Here is a 19,532-nt window from a genome sequence, read left to right on the forward strand (position 1 = left end):
TATAATTTTCCATAACGTCTCCGCCTATAGGATAGCCGTAAGGATTTAAGTTTACGAGTCCTATAGAATCCTGAGGGAAACCTCTGACGGTCGTTCTTCCGCCGAGAAAAAACCTTTCGTTTATCGGTACCTGAGAGGTCGGCGACAACGGCCTTATATAGCCTAATCTTGCACCTATAAGAAAATCCGTGTTATATAGAAAAGGAATATATTCTTCCGAATGAAAATAAATTTTAAAAAAGTTAATCTGTGAATCCAATATAAAATTAGAATAAGAAAAACGTAAATTGGTTAAGTTTCCGGAAGTCGGATTGAAGATATTATTTTTGGTATTATATATAAACGAAAGCGACGCAGAGCTTATTCTGGTAAAACCGTCGTCGCGGGGCGTAATTTCGGCGCCTGGATTTAATCCGGAAAGAAAATCGTAAAACATGCCGTACGACAGCAATCCTTTAAAATATCTGTTAAATCTTCTTATAAGCGAAAAATCCGCCCCTTCTTTGTGCATAGTGTAATTAAGCGTTATCACGTCGGTATCGAGTCCGCTCGCGTTAAACGCCAACCCTCTGTATCCGTATATCGCAGGGTCGTAATAGCTTAACAAAAGATTTGTATAAATAGCGCTTTTGGAAAATCTTAAAGAAAGAGATTTTCCAGTGCCGAACAAATTGTCGTTTTCAATCTGAATAAACCCTTTATATCTGGTATAAGTGCCGTAACCTGCGCCAAAACTCAAATCTAATGGTTTAGCATCTTTTACCTTAACGATTATCGTTTTTTCCGAAACTTCGTTTTCGGGATTTTCTATTTTAATGACGGCCGAATTAAATATACCTCTTTTATAAAGCCTGTTTTGAGTTTCAAGTATTTTCCGCTGGTCGTAAAACTGCCCTTTTTTAAAAAGTAAAAGACTTTTAATAAAACCCGTCCTCGTTACAGTATTGCCCGTTATTAAAATCCGTTTTATCCTGACTCTCGGTCCCGCTTTTATCTCATAGTAAATATACGCATATTTTTTATTTTTTAAAAACTTTACGTTCATTTTAACTTTTGAAAAAACGTACCCTGAATCCGATAATTTTGTGGAAAGCAGTTCCTTTCCGTTCTCGGCAGTAATTATACGGAATGGTTTCGCTTTCATTTTTAAAAAATAGCCGGTAAGCGCGGCATTGTTTTTAAAAATAGCCGGAAGTCCGGTAATATAAACTTTTTTTACGATAGTGGGAATTCCCGAATCTATATTTACGGTTACCGCTACGCTCTTTTTATCCGGCGAAAATTTTAATTTATAAGAAATACGGGCGGATAAATAACCTTCGTTGTCGTAATAGTTTTTAATATTTTGAACGTCGTTTTTAAGCCTGTTTCTGCGGAAATATTCCCTGTTAAAAAAAGAAGTTACGCGCGTTCTCATAAGACGCTTTATAGTCCCTATGCTGAAAGGTTTATACCCGTATATGTTTATTTTGCTTATTTTTACTTTGCTTCCCTTATATACCGAATAGTAGAGATTTATCGTCTTATCTTTCTTGTCCTTATTTTCTTTAAACAAGACCTTGGCAAAAAAGTAGCCCTGTTTCATATAGTATTTTTTTAAAACCTTTTGAAAAGCTAAAAAAGTGCCGTCGTCGAATATTAATACGTTTTTAATTTGCAATACGGATTTTTTTACGAAATTTTCGCTTAACGGCTTTATTCCTTTAAAATGAAACAATATTTTATAACCCGGATGAACCTTAAGAGCTATCACGGCTTTGCGTTTAGAAATATAAGTTATTTTAGGGCTTGCTATAATAGCATTTAAATAGCCCTTTTTTTTATATAAATCCCATATGCTTTTCCTCAATAAATGAATTTTATTTAAATTAAGCGGTTTGCCGATAAGTTTTTTAATTAAAACTTCAATCTTTTTTTCGGGATAATATAATTTAAATTTAACGAATATATTAGAAATTATAACCGGCCTGCCGGCAATAATTTTTATATTTACCGCATAAGCTTTAGGCTTTTCATTTAATTCGGTAGTTTTTATGCTTACTTTTGCCGACGGATAACCGCCATTAGACATAATCTTTTTTATTTTTTTTATGCTTATAGTTTTATAATATTTATATACTAAACCGCTTTTTTTAAAAGGAATGGATTTTATTATCCTACCGTTCGAAATTCCGGTATTCTTAAGTCCTTTTATATTAATTTCTTTAATGTAAATTTTTGGAGAAAAAACAAATTTTAAATAAATTAATTTTAATTTTTTATTTATATTTGCAAAAACAGAAACATTGGAAAAATAGCCTGAAGCATAAAGCGTTTTAATCGTTTTTTCCAAAGAAATCATTGAAAATTTTCTTCCGGATTTTATATAGAAAAGATCTTTTATATTGCTTGCCGGAATACCGTAAGGCATTTTGTAATTAATAGATTTTACTGTATATTGCCCTGCATTTATATCGTAGATATTGCGAATGTTTGAGGCAAAAACGTTATTTGCCGCAAAATATAAGAAAAATATCGCAAATAATAAAGTATAAGCAAAAAAAATAAAAGATTTTTTTATAATATTCATTGTTTTTATTTTAAAAATTTTAATAAAACCTAAAGTGAAATACTATATTACCGCCTACTTCGCTGTAAACGTTGGAACTGTTCGGCGCTAGCTCGTTATTTTCCCATACTCCTATAACGGAAATATGCGGGGTAAGCCTATAAGTAACGGTAGCCGATTGCGACGATTGCGACGAAGCTATATCGCTGTATGAAACCGACAGCCGCTTCGTCAAGTTTTTAGAAACGGTTACCTGCGGCGCGGCGCTGTGCGTTATCGCCGAATAGCCGGGCGTTACCGACATATTTTTAAAACCGAAATAGCTGGATATAGTTCCGGTAACGCTCTGCTCGACCCCGCCGCCGATTGCGGAAGCCGCTTCGGAAGCGGCTATTCCTCCCGCCGATGAAGCATAAACCGAATTTGTCGAAGTACCGAGCGCAAGCATCGAAACTATGCTTAACTCCGAAAGAGGCGGAGTCGATGAAAGATTTACGTTAAAATTTAACATGGAACCGCTTGCATTCATTCTTATTATATATTGATTTATATAAGTTCTTGCCGCAACGTCGAAAGTCGGATTTATTTTATACCTGTTATTAAAATCTAAATTTGCGTATGACAGTTTCAGCTCAGTTCCCCTGAAAAATATATCGCCCTTTTCGGCATTCGCCGTTCCTATTATTACGGGATTATCGAGAGTGCCCAGAATATTAAGGTCGGCGCTGAAATTAGTATTTATTATATTATTTCTTATCTCTATTTTCTTTTTCGATACGACTTTTATGTTAAGCCTCGGATTAGTTAAACTTACCGGAGATTCCTGCGTTACCGCGCCGTATCTTTTATAGCTTAAAAGGAACGACGAAAAATTTATTTTCTTATCGTACATGGCTTTTTTAATTTTTACGCTTCCGTATAAAACCGGGTTGTCGGGTCTGCCGTAAAAACCTAACCTTCCGCTCATCTTTGCGTAAAAATAGTTTGACTCCCTGTAAACCGCGGAATTAAAATTAGTTTCCAGTCTATAATAAGATGGCGAAAAGTTTTTAAGCCTTATAATGCCGTGCGTCGAAAAAATGCCGTTAAACATCCTGAATCTTGCTTTTTTAATATAAATCATATTTTTATTAAACGTAACCTGCGCAAAAATTCTTGATGCGGCAAAAGAAGAATCGACGGAAGGTTCGACAAGTCCCCTTTTTATATTAGCAAATCCGTATATATTCGGGGATGCGAACGGCCCGAATATAACGGCCGAAGCGGTCGCAAATCCGGATGAATTTATTATCTTATTAGTAAAAATTCCAATAACCCATAAATCGGTTCTGTCGTTTAATATTATATTGTATCTTCGCGGAGTTATATATCCTCTTAGCTGAAAATAGTTGTTGCCGCCTTTCAATTTAAAACCGCTGAATTTTACGGTTTTGTCCATATACGATATTTTAATGTTCCGGATGTTTTGCAGGAAAAAAGGACCGTGCTTTAAATATACGTAATCTAATTTGGAAAACAGATACGAATTTTTAAAATTAGAAAGTTTTCCGCTTCCGAAAATTCCGCCGGACAATCTGAATAAAGTTTTTCTGTAATTAACGCTTAACATTTTTATATTCGTAATAAAATTGTAAGGATAACCTTTTTTCAACAGAATTTTAGCTTTTGTACTAATTCTGTTATCCATCGCATATAAATGCAGTTTCATTTTTCTTTTCGACGAATTGACAACCGCTTTTACGGCGCCTATATAGTAATTTTTAACCGAAATTTTTTCCGCATCTACCGAACCTGAAATATCCGGCAGACTAAATGTGCCTCCTATATGCAAATCGGCATCGGCAGTTCCGTGTACCTCATAATTTTTTAAAAAATTGAAATTTAAATTAGAAAGATTAACGCCGTTTGAAACTATTTTTATATTGTAATTATTATAACCGCTATAATTATTGCTGCGACCGTAACCTCCGCCCGATGCCGCGTTAACAAAATTCAAAACGCCGTAAGCGTTAAAATATGCTCCGCCGTATAAGCCTTTAAGTTTGTATAAATTTAATATTTTTTTCGTAACGGAAAATTTAAAATTAACGCCGTTAACGTCTTGCCCGTATATAACGACTTTTTTTGAATTACCGGTTGCGGTTAAAAGAGGATTTTTTAATTCCCCTTTAATATTTCCTTCGGAATTAAAAACGGCAAAGAAACCTCCGTGGGTCCCGCCGCGATGCGACGCCGCAAGGTTTTTTGCATTAAAATACCCGTTAATCAGTTCTTGACGCGAAATTTTGTCCTTATAAATTTCTCCGCTAAAATTAAACCTACCCGCTCCGTCCGTACTGCCTTCTTTTAATCTTACTTTTTTTATGAAAACCTTACTGCTTCCGGTAATATTTATGTTTGCGGTTCCGGTAAAAGGAGCCGTATATCCGTTTATAAAAAGCCTTTTAAACCTGTTTTTAAACTTAAAATATATGTCGTGATATGTTCCGACTATATTGCCGTTCATGTTACCGTCAGCCGATGGATTAAAATAGCGGCTCCTGTATTTTTCGACTAAGTCTATTTTCGGCAGTTTATTATAAGAGGCCGTAAAATGAAAATTTAAATATTTTTTTTCGTAATTTATTTTACCGCCGAAAAAGCCTTTAAGGGTTTCCGATAAAATTCCAGTACGCTTTATAATAACGTATTTATCGTTTACTAAGACCGTACCGTTAATTAAAATTCCGTTCCCGTAATATATCCGATATATTTTGTTTACTCCTTTTCTGTTTTTAAATTTAAGCTGTTCGACCGGTTTAACTAAATTTATTTTTTCTATATTTGCGACGTAAAAATTTTTGCCGAAATTTAAAAAAGTTGTAATATTGCCGTCGGCTACGGCTTTTAACTGCGGAATTTTTTCGGTATCGTAAAACTCGATAAGCTTTCCTACATCTATATTCTTTATGACGGATTTAAATCTGCCTTCTTTCTCGTTAAGGTTTATACTGCCCTTAGACTTAAACGTGCCGTTAAAAGTTTTAAGGTTGATTTTTTTGAATTTTATAATATTATTTTTGTTTTTTGCGCCGTTTCGGTCAAACGTACATAATATTTTTCCGCTTTTAAAATCGCCGCCCGAAAAGACAGTATCTTTTAAAGCGATTACGGCTTTAGATTTTAACATGCCTGCAGCCGATCCTATTACGTTCACGTTTGCTCTTAGTTTTCCTTTTAAAGCCGGAAGTTCGTCGAAATGTTTAGAAAAAAATGACAGATTGTTTACTTTTAATATTGTAGTATCGTTGATTTTTTTAATAATTTCCGGAAATAAAATTTTTTTCTTTAACTCAAAAATGCCGCCTGACGAAATGTTAAAATATTGATTTCCAAATTTCACTTTGCGGTAATATATAAAACCGTTGACGTAATGTATCTGTTCGGCGCTTGAGCGGTAAGCTCCGCCGTATCTTAATTTACCCGACTTTAAAAATATATAAGGAATATCGTATTTAAAATATATACCGGAGTTTTTATAAATAAACGGCGTTTTAGAAGGTTTTTTATAAACGGTAAGAGCTATGTTTTTAAGATTAAGAAGTATATTTTTATCTTCATCGTCAAAGTTAAAACTGCCGCCTGATACCTCTATTTTATCAAACGAAAGCGAGATTAGACGATTTTGATTCGGAAGAGCAAACTCTTTTATTACCGAGCCTATTTTTTTATAGTTATAAAATTTATTGTGCTTTATTAAAACATTTAAGTCCGGCTTAATTATACTTATTTTATAAATATTTAACTCTCTGCGGAAAATATTAACATGTCCTATGTTTATATCGATTTGTTTAATTTTTGCCAAATTTTTAATTTTTACGCCGTAAATACTAATTTGCGGGGAAAAAATAGAAAATTTTATTTGTTTTAAGGTTACCTTTTTTTTAAGTTTTTTGGAAAGATAAGAAGATATATAAGTTTTTGCTATATAGGCAAAATAGGAAGATTCTAAAAAAGAAACGGCGCTTGCCGAGATTGCGACGATAAGAAACAGCAAAACTGCAAGATAAATTTTAAGCTTTTTGTCATATTTTTTCATCTATAAATTTATAGCCTACGCCTCTTATAGTTTCAATAAACTTAATAGATTCGTCTATCTCGATATTCGACCTGAGCCGTCTTATGTGAACGTCGACAGTTCTTGGTTCTACGAAAGAATCGCTTCCCCATACGTTATCTAAAAGTTTCTCGCGCGAAAAAACGTCGCCTGAGTAAGTCATCAAAAAAATAAGAAGTTTAAATTCTATAGGACTGAGTTTTATCTCGATGTTTTTTACCATTACGCTGTGTTTAAGAACGTTAATGGTAATATTTTTAAAACCGAAACCGTCCGATATTTTCCCCGTCTTGCTATTTTCTTCATTGCTTGCCGGAGGCACTCTTCTTAAAATAGTTCTTACGCGCGCCAGAAGTTCGGCTACCGAAAAGGGTTTCGTTATATAGTCTTCCGCTCCGGACTCAAAACCCAGCACCTTATCGACCTCTTCCTGCTTTGCGGAAAGAAATATTACGGGAACGGTCGAAAAATTTTCCGTTCTTTTTATTCTTTTGCATACTTCGTAGCCGTTAATATCGGGAAGCATTATATCTAATATCAGAAGGTCGGGCTTAAAAACTTCCGATGCCCTTAATCCGTCAAATCCGTTAAAAGCAAACTCTACTTTATAGCCTTCTTTAGCAAGATTGTATTTTAGAAGTTCTACTAAATCCGGCTCATCGTCTATTATAAGTACGTTGGCTTTATACATAATAAATAATACAACATAAAAAACGGCTCATGTCAAGAATTTTCCTCATCTATCCTACGCCTTATATCCAGTATCTCGTCTAAACCTTTTAAAAAAGCATCGAAGCAGTCCGGATCGAAAGCCGCCCCCGGTTTCATTTCGTCTTTCATTATCCTGAGCGTTTCTTCCAGCGTATAAGCCGGTTTATATATTCTTTTATTTATAAGCGCGTCAAAAACGTCGGCTACTTTGGTAATCCGTCCCGAAAGCGGTATAGAATCGCCTTTTAATCCGTTTGGATATCCGCTTCCGTCGTAATTTTCGTGATGCGACAGCGCTATAGCCGCGCCTTCTTTTAAAGTATTCGATTCGGAATCTTTCAATATATTATATCCTATAACCGTGTGCGACTTCATAATTTCAAATTCGTCTTTATCTAATCGTCCGGGTTTCAAAAGAATATTATCGGGTATTCCGACCTTGCCTATATCGTGCATGGGAGCGGAATTCAATATATTTTCCCGATAAACGCCGTCCATTCCAAGTTCCTTTGCTATAACGGCGGCAAAATGGGACATTCTGGCAATATGATTTCCGGTGTCTTCATCCCTGTATTCCGCTAAAACCATCAGCCTGTTCAGAGAATCGTGCTCCATTTTATAAACGTCGTCTATGGTTTTTTGATAATACGATTCTATGGCAAGCGTTATATCGATAGACAGCATTTTCTGTACCGAATTAAGTATCGATACAGACTCTTCGCTGTCAATGCCGTTTTCTTTACAGCATTTTATAACGGCATCCGTTATAAGCGTATTGTAATACCCGTAACTTCCTATGTAAACCGAGGGAGATATCTTGTAAACGTAATGCGCAAAACCGACTATAACCCTGTTAATAAAATAATTTTCGTCGTATTCAATGCCGAATAACTGATTTATATAATGAGACTGCGTAAGTATAAGCTGGTCTAAAAGATCCGGTCTCGAATTAATAATTTTAGCGGTTTCTTCTATGTTCAGCAAATATTCGTAAAAATCCGAAGCTATTTTTAAAGAAATATTTTCTATGCATCCCTTTATTTTACCTATGCCGTCTATGTCTTTTTGCGTAAAATGAGTCAAATCTTTTAAAAGCTTTATATTTTTCTGGGCAAAGAGGCTATATATGCCTATAACGCCTTTTTCGGTCATTTTATTTTTTTTCAGTATGTCGTCTAATCTGCCCATAAATTATCCTTATTTTTAAAATACTTTTTATTTAATTTTTACTTTTTATCGGCTTCTTCGGCCGCGACGGCGATTTTTAAACTCTGCTCCATATTTCTCGGATGAAATTTAGCGTGCTGCTCACTTAAATGAGATATATCGGTATGCGTATAAATTTCCGTAGTAGAAATACTTGTATGCCCCAGCATCTGCTGAATCGACCTTAAATCAGCCCCGCCTCCCAGAAGATGGGTCGCAAAAGTATGCCTTAACGTATGCGGAGTTATATTTTTATCTATTTTAGCCAACAGCGCAGCTTTTTTAATAATTTTCCACAGCCCCTGCCTCGTTAAAGGCATGCCTTTTTCGGTAATAAACAGATAGGAACTTCCGGCATTTTTTGATTTAACTGCGTATTTTTGCCTTAGCGGCAGATAAACTTTAAGCATCTCCTTAAAAGGTATTCCGAACGGCACTATCCTTTCTTTAGAACCTTTGCCTATTACTCTTGCAAAATTTAAATCGAAATTAAAATTATCGAGCTTAATGTCCGCAAGTTCGGAAATTCTTAGTCCGCTTGAATATAGAAATTCTATTATTGCTTTATTTCTAAGGTTTTCAAATTTGTACGCATCGGGGTCTTTTCTTTTTCGTATTCTTCCCCGTCCCGTAAACTCGACAGATAAAATTTTTCTCATCTCTTCTTCCGTAAGAAAATCGGGTAATTTCTTTGCCGTAAAAGGATATTCTATATCCTTAAAAGGAAATTCCGTTACAATGCCGCGTTTAAATAAAAATTTATAAAATCCTTTAATAGAGGAGTAAAACCTCGCCCTTGTTTTTCCGCTTAAATTTAGCTCGGAAAGATAAGACAGGAAATCCTGAAAAAAAAATGGGGATAGTTCTTTAAAATTAATATTTTTGTCCTTTACGAAAGCATGAAATTTCATTAAATCCAAATAATACGAAGAAACGGTATTAAGGCTTAAACCTCTTTCTATTTTAAGAAAAGATATATAATTTTCTATAAAAGCCTCAAATTCGTCTTTTTTAATCGGAATCTGCCCTTCATTCATAATTTTGCATTTCAAATTTGCGGTGCCCGAATTTAATTATTGGGCGTTTTTATTAATTTTGCGGCGTTTATAACTTAGCCTGCTTATTAAGTTTAGCCAGATAATTAAATAAAAAGCCGAAATCCAACTTTTTAAACTCATATACCCCTATTCCTTTTATCAGCACGAATTTTATCTGTTTATCGGACACCTTTTTGTCTAATTTCATTGCGTTTACGTACTGTTCCGGAGTAAAATCCGGAATATCGGACGGCAGGCCTGAATTTATTATTAAATTTTTAATTCTCGCCACCTCTTCTTCGCCGCATAATCCAAGATGTTTAGACAGTTTTGCGGCAAAAACCATTCCTATGGCTATCGCCTCGCCGTGTTTAATATTTTCGTAATTATACAAAGTTTCGATAGCATGCCCCAAACTGTGTCCAAAATTTAAAACGGAACGCAGTCCCGATTCTTTTTCGTCCTGATTTACGATATCCGCTTTAATGGAACACGACTTTTCTATTATACGGATTAAAGATTCTTCGTCGTAAGCAAGGATTTTTTTATAATTAGATTCAAGATAAGAAAAAAAATTCGCGTCTAAAGAGGCTCCGTATTTTATGACTTCCGCAAATCCGTTGGTTAATTCTCTTTTATCTAATGTTTTAAGGATATCTACGTCTATCAGGACGGTTCTCGGCTGATAAAAAGAGCCTATAAGATTTTTGCCTTTAGGATGGTCTATGCCGGTTTTCCCTCCTACGCTTGAATCCACGTCGGCAAGCAAAGTAGTCGGAACCTGAATAAAGTTAATTCCCCTTAGATACGTAGCCGCGGCAAAACCCGCAAGGTCGCCTACAACCCCGCCTCCGAAAGCTATTATATAATCCGACCTTTCCATACCGTTATCTATCAGACGGTCGTAAATATCGGAAAGATATTTAAGGCTCTTCGTGGATTCTCCGTCGGGAAGGACTATGAAATCAAAATTTTCTATTCCGCATTTTTTAAGAAATGACGAAAATTTATCTCCGTATAAGCCATAGACTGTTTCGGATGTTACCGCTAAAAACCCCGCTTTTAAATTTACGGCGGCGGAACTAAACGCCGAAACGATTTCTTTCGCGGAAACTCCGCCTATAATTCCGGCGTCGATTATTATATCGTAGCCGTCTTTGCCCTCTTTCTTGCCGCTTATTTTCGGTTCGACCCTGATTTTCATATCATTGGCTTTAGCTTTCCTAAGGGTGTTATTATTTATTATATTTATTTATTATATTATTAATAAATATATTACATTGCCGATTAATTCGCGCTTACAAAGAATACATTTTATTTTATAAATCGAATTTTGTCTAACATTTTTTTAATATACTACCTGATACTGCCCAAACTCACTGTTGATATTTTTAATCCGGATGAGCCGTCTAAATACCGACGGCTTTAAAACGTACCCGCGTAGGCGGGCATGACTATTTATTTAACCTTAGCCGATTTAGAAAAAGAATTTTTTGAAAAATTCTGCTTTTTAGAATTTCCGAAACGAGACGAATTTAAAGGTTTTAATGAACTATTTTTAGAACGGAATAAATTTTTTGAACCTTCAGAGCCGTCGGTTTCCGCACAGATATTAAAACGATTTTTCTTTGCGGGCGTTTTACCCTGCGTCGTCCTCGTCCTGCCTTTAAACCGTCCTTCGTAATTATTATGATTTTTATGGAATACCGCCGCATTATCAGGCGACGCCGCTATATTAATATTTGCAGGCGGTACGAAACTGTCGAACGCAACCCTGGGTATCTCGCGTTTTATAAACCTTTCTATCTCCTTTAGGAAACGCATTTCTTCCCTGTCCACCAAAGAAACTGCTTTTCCGCTAACCCCCGCTCTTCCCGTTCTGCCGATACGGTGAACGTAGTCTTCTGCGGCGTTAGGCAGTTCAAAATTAACGACATACGGCAGGCGGTCTATATCGATGCCTCTCGAAGCCACGTCCGTTGCTACTAAAGCGGTTACCGAACCGTCTTTAAACTGATTAAGCGCCTTAATTCTAGCAGGCTGGCTTTTGTTTCCGTGTATTGCGGTCGCCGAAATTCCGTCCGCCGCAAGCTTGTCCGCAAGCCTGTTCGCTCCGTTTTTAGTACGCGTAAAAATAAGCACCTGCTCCCATTTATGATGTTTAATGAGGTGGGATAACAGATGGCTTTTTAACTTCTGGGAAACCATATGAACGCTCTGGTCAACCAATTCCGAAGCAGCATTCTGTTTTTCTCCCTGCACGAAAGCAGGATTGCGAAGAACAAATTCCGAAAGCGACTTGATTCTTTCCGAAAAAGTCGCCGAAAATAAAAGATTCTGCCTCTGTTTCGGCAAAAGCGCAATAATTTTTTTAATATCTACTATAAAACCCATATCCAGCATTCTGTCCGCTTCGTCAAGAACTAAAATTTCAATTCCGGATAAATCTACCGTTTTTTGTCCCGCATGGTCGAGAAGCCTTCCCGGCGTAGCTACTAATATATCTACATTACGCCTTAGCGCTTTTATCTGAGGAACTATGCTCATTCCTCCAAAAACCGACGTCGATTTAAGCGGAAGGTATTTTCCGTACGTTTTTACCGATTCCTCGACCTGCACCGCAAGCTCTCTGGTAGGGACCAGCACAAGGCATCTCGGCTTGGACTTTAATGCGGAAGCAGTCGAAAACTTCCTTTCCTGCCTGTCGTTTTTATAAGTCTTATCTTTAATTTCTGCCGTATCTTTCCCCGAAAGCATATGCAGTATCGGAAGAGTAAAAGCTGCCGTCTTTCCGGTTCCGGTCTGCGCTCCGGCAAGAAGGTCTTTTCCCGAAAGCACTATAGGTATAGACTTCGCCTGAACCGCCGTCGGATTTTCATAACCCGCATCGGCAACTGCCTTCATCAAATTTTCAGATAAATTTAAATCTTTAAAACTCATTTCTTCAATAGTCTTTAATTTTTTTAACATTTCTTTAAAATCCTCCTGTTTTTATACAAATTAACACTGCGAATAGTTTCGGAGGAATATTTAAAGAGACGCCTTTAAAGGGATACCGCGCTTTTAACTTTAACAATGTCGATATATATATTTATATTATTTTTTTTATCTTTTAATTATACCTTATGACGCAACTTTATGCAAATATCTTTTATTTATTTAAAGTATTTAAAGGGGTCAGATTTATTTATTGAGTATAAAATATTTTTTAGATTTAAAGGGGTCAGATTTATTTATTATTTTATTTATTGAGTATAAAATTTTTTTACATAGACATTTTAGGTAAACGGAATAAATTTTGCCATAAATCATAAAAATATGTATAATTTAGATATGATGAAGGAATACTGGTTTCATGACCGATACATGGGTAAAGTTTCTTTCTTAAAAAATCTATTCGTTTTTATATTTTACCTGCTTCTTTCCGTCTTGTTTTTCGGATATCCTGTGCTGTCCCACATATCAACGTATTACATAGGCGGAGGGGTTGATCCTACGCAGTATATATGGTCGTTCGAGTGGGTAAAGTACTGCCTGTTCCATTTTAAAAACCCTTTTTATACTAATTTTATGTGGGCGCCGCACGGCTTCGACCTTACCGGTTCTACTGCGGTTTTCGGCGCAGCTTTTCTTTCTTTGCCGCTAACTATTCTTTTAGGTCCTGTAGCAAGCTATAATATTGTTATGATTTTACTTCCCGCTCTTGCCGCTTTTTCGATGTTTATACTGCTTAAGCATATTGTAACGACGACGCGGTTTTTTCCGGCAATTCTAGGCGGCTATATATTCGGCTTTTCCAGCTATATGATAAACCAGATGTCTTCGCATATGCATCTCGTCCTTGTATTTATAATCCCGCTGATGGGTTACCTGTTTTTGCTTAAAATTGAAAACCGCATTACAAATTTAAAATTTATTTCGCTTTTCACGGTTATGCTGATATTCCAATTTCTTTTCTCATTGGAAATTTTTGCGACTTTTACTTTTTTTGGTTTTATTTCCCTGGTTATATTTCATCTAATATACAATAAAATATACTATAAAAAAAAGCCTAATAATAATAATGTAAATGACATAATAATAAATGACATAATAAATAATACAAATAATGCAAATAATGCAAATAAATCCAAAGATAACTATGAAGATGACGATAAAAATAAAGATTTAAAATTAAGAATGGCGAAAACATTAAAGTCCACCGTCCTTTCTTATATTATAGCAGGCGTCGTTCTTTCGCCTTATCTGTATCTATTTTTTATTCAGGGACGATTTAACGTCGTACATTTTGCTCCTGCCGATTTTTCTTCAAACTTATTAAATTTCTTTATACCGTCAAAATATACCATGCTTGGCGGAAAATTTTTTACTTTTTTATCCGATAAATTTGACGCCCGCGATTATGTTTTCGATCAGGACGCTTATTTAGGCTTACCATTTATCGGTATCCTTATTTTTTATTTTTATAAAAACAGATTCAAACCTTTCGTAAAAGCCCTAATGTATTCTTTGTTGACAATAGTCGTATTTTCGATAGGACCTACGCTTCATATTTATAAATATTCAATTATGCCTATGCCTTACAAGCCTTTCATTGTCGTCCCGCTAATAAAGCATGCCCTCCCCGCCCGCTTTATGCTTTACGCTTTTTTCACGTTGGGCATTATAGTCGCTTTATTTTTGAACGAACAATCCAAAAATTCATTTAAAAATAAAAAATTAAACGCTAAATTAAACGCTATAAAATATGCTTCAGTCTTGCTTGGAATATTATTTATACTGCCGCCTTTAAGTTTTTCCGGAAGATATACCAACCCAAACCTTCCTGCATTTTTTGTCAACAATACCTCTAATAATTACAAAAAATTTATAAAAAAAGGCTCTAACATACTTATCATACCTTTCGGTTACAACGGTTTATCACTGTATTATCAGGCAATCGACGGAATGTATTATAAAACCGCCGGCGGCTATCTGGGAGATACTCCGTCTTATTTTTCCAAGTATGCGATAGTCCACACATTTTATCATGCGGAACCTATACCCTATTCCAAAATGGAATTAGCCTATTTCCTTTATAAACATAACGTTAAAGACGTTATACTCGTTCCTCCGGTAAACAAATATTATTTCAGGCTTTTCGGCAAAATTAAAATTAACAAAAACCTCTATAAAAGCGGCGTTTACGTTTATCCCGTTTCTTTGGCCGCTATTTCTAAGTATAAAGCTTTAAATGTAAAAATCACTAAACCGATACTAAAAGCCTATTACTTCAGCCTTTTATTAAAAGGAGCGGTTAAATTAGTAAAAGAAAATATACAAAACTTGAATATCAAAAATATTAAATTATCTCCCGAATTTTTAGAAAAACACGGATATATTCCCAATTTTTTTGGAGTATCCAAAAATATAAACGGAAGCGGATTTGCTAAATATTACACGGCACAGGATTCATGGATAGGCCCGTTTCCCCTTAACGGAAAATATGACAAAATAACAGACGGTATAGCAAACCTTAACTCAGGTTTAGCCGCAGGCGGCCATATAGGAAGCGATGTAAAAAGTCATATAGACGCCAATAACGGAATCGGCATAGGTATAGGAATAGGCATAGGCGGTTCATATAAAAATCTGCGTTTAATTTTTAAAAAATACGCAAAATATGCAAAAAAAATTTATTTCCCTTATCCGTCTAGATATGAAGGCTCAAAAACTGGAAACGGCTTGCTCTTAATGGTATTTAGCATAAAAAATTTAGAATCTATCGCCTTTAAAAAATAAATAAATATGACCCTTTTTTCCTTCCCGACCCCTTTTTCCCTTTTTTTCTCTTTTAATCTATTTTAAAGGGGTCAGATTTATTTATTATTCAATCAGGAGTAGGGAAATAAATAAATCTGACCCCTTTTTCCCTTTTTCCTAAAAATAAATAAATATGACCCATCCCCTTTTTTGACCCTTTTTTCTTTCTTTTAATCTAATCCAAAAATTAATTGACATATAATTTTTCCCCTGCTAAAATAAAAATATATAATATTTTATTTGGTTTATACTTTTTATGTATTATAAAAGAGAGTTGGAAGACAAGATAAAAGCCTATTTAGATAAACCGGAAATCATTGCCGTACTTGGACCGAGACAGGTCGGAAAAACTACCCTTCTAAAAAAAATTTATGAAGAATCAAAAGATGCGGTTTTTTTAACTTTTGAAGATATAGAATTAAAACTTTTATTTGAAGAAGATATTAAAAGTTTTGTAAAACTTTATATCGAGCCTTATAAAACGATATTCATCGATGAGTTTCAATACGTGAATGAGGGCGGAAAAAAATTAAAGTATATATACGATACTTCAACCGGAAAAAAACTTTTAATAAGCGGGCCTTCCGCAATAAATTTGAGTATAGAAGCAATTAAGTATCTGACGGGGCGTATTTTTGTTTTTTATCTTTATTCCTTCAGTTTTTCGGAGTTTTTATCGGCCGCAGACAAACCCCTGCATAATATATTTATTGAGGAAGATAAATTTTCTGAGCAAATTAATAAAAAAATTTATAAATATCTGTTAAACTATCTGATTTACGGCGGATATCCGCGTATTTTGCTTGCAAAGGACGACGATGAAAAAAAAGAAGTTCTGAAAAATATCGTCAATATCTATTTATTGCGGGACATAAAGGATTTAATATCTATAGCGGATGAAACCAAGTATTATAAACTTCTTAAGGCGCTTGCTTTGCAGATTGGCAATATAACGGTCTATAACGAACTTGCGGCTGTCAGCGGATTGGATTATTATAAAACAAAGCGGATACTTTCCATTTTCGAAAAACTTTTTCTTGTAAAGTTCGTTACTCCTTATTTTTCCAATAAACGGATAGAAATCTCCAAAAATCCTAAAGTTTTTTTTATGGATTTAGGGATTAGAAATGCTATACTTGGAGATTTTAAATTAATAGACGACAGGGTGGATAAGGGAGCGTTATTCGAAAATTATATATTCAGGGCGTTTTATGAGAATGACAAGAGCGTAAAATACTACAGAAGTAAAAGCGGGGCGGAAATAGACTTTATAATAGACGACAAATTACCCGTCGAAGTAAAGTCTAAACTTTCAAAGCCTTCCGTTTCAAAATCTTTCCGAAGTTTTATCCAAAAGTATAACCCGGATAAAGGCATTATTTTAAATTCAAATACCGCAGGTTCTTTATTAATAGACAAATGCAATGTTTTATTTTTAAGGCACTATATGGCCGAAAAGCCGGAATTATATTAAATAAATCTGACCCCTTTTTTCTGTGTGGGACTTCTCGGCAATGTTAGTTAAATTTTAAAGGCATTTAAAAAGTCCATTTCATTTAAATTACTATATAAAATACCAAGGCAGGGATAGGTTTCCGCTTCTTATATAGAATGCGTCTCCGCCGTTAATAAGTATTCCTGTTTTTGAAACGCCGGCGTTTTTATCTAAACTTTTAAAATAATTAAGTCCGTCAAAAAAAGAATTTACTATAGTTTCTCCTGATTTAGCCTCAACGGGAATAAGCTTATTGCCTGTATCTATTATAAAATCTATTTCGTGTCCCGTTCTGTCCCTCCAAAAATATAAAGGCGGTATTTCACCCATATTTGCAAAGAATTTATAAAATTCTAAAAAGACGAAATTTTCGAATATCTGCCCTTTCATGGAATTAAACAAAACGTCTTCGGCATTTCTGATTCTAAGCAGATAACATAAAAGCCCTGTATCCAGAAAATATAATTTAGGGCTTTTAATTATTCTTTTAGAAAAATTTGAAAAATGAGGAGGCATAACATGCACTATGAAACTTGCCTGAAGAACCGAAATCCAATTTTTTGCGGTAGTATGCGAGATTCCGGCATCGGATGCAAGCGAAGAAAGGTTGAGTATCTGTCCGCATCTTCCAGCGCATAATTGAATAAATCTATAAAATGTTTCTATATCTATAATATTTGTAATTTCCCTTACGTCTCTTTCCACATAAGTTCTGTAATAAGCAGACAGCCAATCCTTAGGCTCTAAATCTTTGTCGTATATCGGCGGATAAAAACCTTTAAAGAGATATTCTTCTAATTTTAGAGGCGGTTTGTCATACTTACTTATGCCCGATTTGTCTAATTTATCTGATTTATCTGCTTTGCCGGATTTGCCTGCTTTATCTGCTTTGCCGGAAATATTTTCAACGCCCTCTATTTCTGTTATGTCGCTTATGTCCGTCAAATTAAAAATATTTATAGGCTTTTTTCCCAATATTTCGTTAAGGCTAAACGGCAGCAAATTAACTATTGCGGTTCTTCCGGCAAGCGTTTGAGTTATATTTTTCATCAGGTAAAACTGATTAGAACCCGTTAAAATAAATTTACAGGATATATTTTCTTTGCCCGATATATTTTCGTTGTCTATAATTCCTTGGATATATGACAATAAAACGGGAACTCTTTGAATTTCATCCAGTATAACTCCCGAAGAAAATCTTTTTAAAAAACCTTTAGGATCGGAAATAGCAAACTCTCTTTCGTCCGGATCTTCCAAGCTTATATATGAATAATCATAATCCTTAAAAATATCTTTTACGAGCGTAGTCTTTCCCGATTGACGCGGTCCCGTAATAGTAACGGAAGGGAATTTTTTTGACAGATTAATGATTTTTTCGGACAACTCTCTTTTTATCATAATGAATGAATAATGCTTATGCTGTAAGACTGTTATACTATAATGCATTATCATTATAATATAATTAATTTTTCTAAATCTTAAATTTACATTCATCTTAACACAAAGTAAATTTATATGTCAAATTGAAAATAGCATTTTCAATCAGCAAATTTAAAGATAAATTTTAGGATTCGCTTGCGGAGGGAAGACGCAGGCAAACTCTACGAAAATTATATTTTTAACGTCTTGGATAATACCGCCGATATATTAACGTCTAATTATTTTTACCGCACTACGTCTCAGACCGAAATAGATTTTATACGAGAGAATGAAGAAGGTCTATGAATTGCATTAATGCGGCATTGACTAATGGTCGAATATGATGTATAATTTATACATCATAAAGTATAATATTTAAATTAAAAGGTGGAGATTATGCATAGAACCCAGATATACATCGAGGAGGAAATTTTTCAAAAGGCGAGGAAAGAATCGGAGATTTTAGGAGTATCTATTTCGGAATTTATTCGAATGTCTATAAAGAAAAATATCCAAAAAAATTCGACAAATAATATAAACGTTTTTTTTGACAATTTAAAACCCCTAGAAAGTTTTAAAGATATTAATCCCAAAAAATATGTCGATAATATCAGATCCAAGAGCAGGATTTTAACGAATAATGAATAACTTTGCCGATAACATAAATAAAATATTTTTAGATACAGATATAGCGATTTTTTTACTTAAAAAAGAAACTAAATTTGTAAAACCGTTTTTAAATCTATACGGCAATGGAACAAGGTTTTTTTATAACCCTATAGTTAAGGCTGAAATATATGCAGGCGCTTTTAAAAGCGAATACGACACAATCGAACGATTCTTTAATTTTTTAGAATGCGTTGATATAAACGATGAGATTGGGGAAAAAGCGGGATTATATGCCAATGAATTTAAAAAATCTTATAACGGTATATCGCTTGAAGATTTTATAATTGCCGCAACCGTAAAAACACATGGACTTAAACTCTGGACAAATAACATTAAACATTATCCAATGAAAAATATAGAATTTATTTAAGAAAACCGGTGGGGAAAAGAACCTCTTTTGTCGGCAATTATAAGAAGATTATTAATTTTTGGAACATCTATGGCAACATTTTTTACATAGAATGCAAGGTATAATTTTTTATAATTTTTTAGTTGCCCATTTTTATTTTTAGTGATAAAATCGATAAAAATCATTAGACACGTTGCTTT

At 34.5% G+C, this 19,532-nt stretch carries 13 protein-coding genes; 5 read left to right on the forward strand and 8 right to left on the reverse strand.

Translation table 11 applies throughout. The features are described 5' to 3' along the window. From EVJ48_06255 to EVJ48_06285, 7 genes are all read right to left on the reverse strand, one after another. Positions 1-2,569 (reverse strand): hypothetical protein (locus EVJ48_06255; GenBank protein RZV38707.1); only part of this gene is annotated, 2,569 nt, incomplete at its 3' end. A gap of 19 nt (positions 2,570-2,588) precedes the next feature. Next, positions 2,589-6,626 (reverse strand): hypothetical protein, encoded by a 4,038-nt coding sequence (locus EVJ48_06260; GenBank protein RZV38708.1) that lies wholly within the window; start codon positions 6,624-6,626, stop codon positions 2,589-2,591. Then, the gene (locus EVJ48_06265; GenBank protein ID RZV38709.1) at positions 6,613-7,335 is read right to left on the reverse strand and encodes a response regulator transcription factor; all 723 of its coding nucleotides are present in this window, start codon (positions 7,333-7,335) and stop codon (positions 6,613-6,615) included. Before EVJ48_06265 ends, EVJ48_06260 begins: the two co-directional genes overlap by 14 nt. Before the next feature lie 32 nt (positions 7,336-7,367). Further along, entirely contained in the window at positions 7,368-8,543 is a 1,176-nt protein-coding gene (locus EVJ48_06270) for an HD domain-containing protein (protein RZV38710.1), read from the reverse strand. A gap of 38 nt (positions 8,544-8,581) precedes the next feature. Then, positions 8,582-9,613 (reverse strand): tyrosine recombinase XerD, encoded by a 1,032-nt coding sequence (locus EVJ48_06275; protein ID RZV38711.1) that lies wholly within the window; start codon positions 9,611-9,613, stop codon positions 8,582-8,584. A 52-nt stretch (positions 9,614-9,665) separates the two neighbouring features. After that, on the reverse strand, positions 9,666-10,802 hold the full coding sequence (locus EVJ48_06280) for a 3-dehydroquinate synthase (GenBank protein ID RZV38712.1): 1,137 nt from the start codon (positions 10,800-10,802) through the stop codon (positions 9,666-9,668). A gap of 254 nt (positions 10,803-11,056) precedes the next feature. Further along, the gene (locus EVJ48_06285) at positions 11,057-12,568 is read right to left on the reverse strand and encodes a DEAD/DEAH box helicase (protein ID RZV38713.1); all 1,512 of its coding nucleotides are present in this window, start codon (positions 12,566-12,568) and stop codon (positions 11,057-11,059) included. Positions 12,569-12,916: 348 nt separating this feature from the next. On the opposite strand from EVJ48_06285, the gene EVJ48_06290 reads away from it, so the two are divergent. Further along, positions 12,917-15,379: a hypothetical protein gene (locus EVJ48_06290; GenBank protein RZV38714.1), complete on the forward strand. Its 2,463-nt coding sequence runs from the start codon at positions 12,917-12,919 to the stop codon at positions 15,377-15,379. 277 nt (positions 15,380-15,656) lie between these two features. Continuing rightward, a complete protein-coding gene (locus EVJ48_06295; GenBank protein RZV38715.1) occupies positions 15,657-16,874 on the forward strand; it encodes an ATP-binding protein in 1,218 nt (405 codons plus the stop codon). 90 nt (positions 16,875-16,964) lie between these two features. Here EVJ48_06295 and EVJ48_06300 read toward each other — a convergent pair whose 3' ends face one another. After that, positions 16,965-17,945: a DUF4143 domain-containing protein gene (locus EVJ48_06300; protein RZV38748.1), complete on the reverse strand. Its 981-nt coding sequence runs from the start codon at positions 17,943-17,945 to the stop codon at positions 16,965-16,967. Between the two features lie 507 nt (positions 17,946-18,452). On the opposite strand from EVJ48_06300, the gene EVJ48_06305 reads away from it, so the two are divergent. From EVJ48_06305 to EVJ48_06315, 3 genes are all read left to right on the forward strand, one after another. Next, positions 18,453-18,620, forward strand: a complete 168-nt coding sequence (locus EVJ48_06305; GenBank protein RZV38716.1) for a hypothetical protein — start codon at positions 18,453-18,455, stop codon at positions 18,618-18,620. Between the two features lie 90 nt (positions 18,621-18,710). After that, positions 18,711-18,962 (forward strand): hypothetical protein, encoded by a 252-nt coding sequence (locus tag EVJ48_06310; GenBank protein ID RZV38717.1) that lies wholly within the window; start codon positions 18,711-18,713, stop codon positions 18,960-18,962. After that, a complete protein-coding gene (locus EVJ48_06315) occupies positions 18,955-19,353 on the forward strand; it encodes a type II toxin-antitoxin system VapC family toxin (protein ID RZV38718.1) in 399 nt (132 codons plus the stop codon). Before EVJ48_06310 ends, EVJ48_06315 begins: the two co-directional genes overlap by 8 nt. The last annotated feature ends 179 nt before the right edge of the window (positions 19,354-19,532 follow it).

The organism is Candidatus Acidulodesulfobacterium acidiphilum (assembly GCA_008534395.1).
Taxonomy (GTDB): domain Bacteria; phylum SZUA-79; class SZUA-79; order Acidulodesulfobacterales; family Acidulodesulfobacteraceae; genus Acidulodesulfobacterium_A; species Acidulodesulfobacterium_A acidiphilum.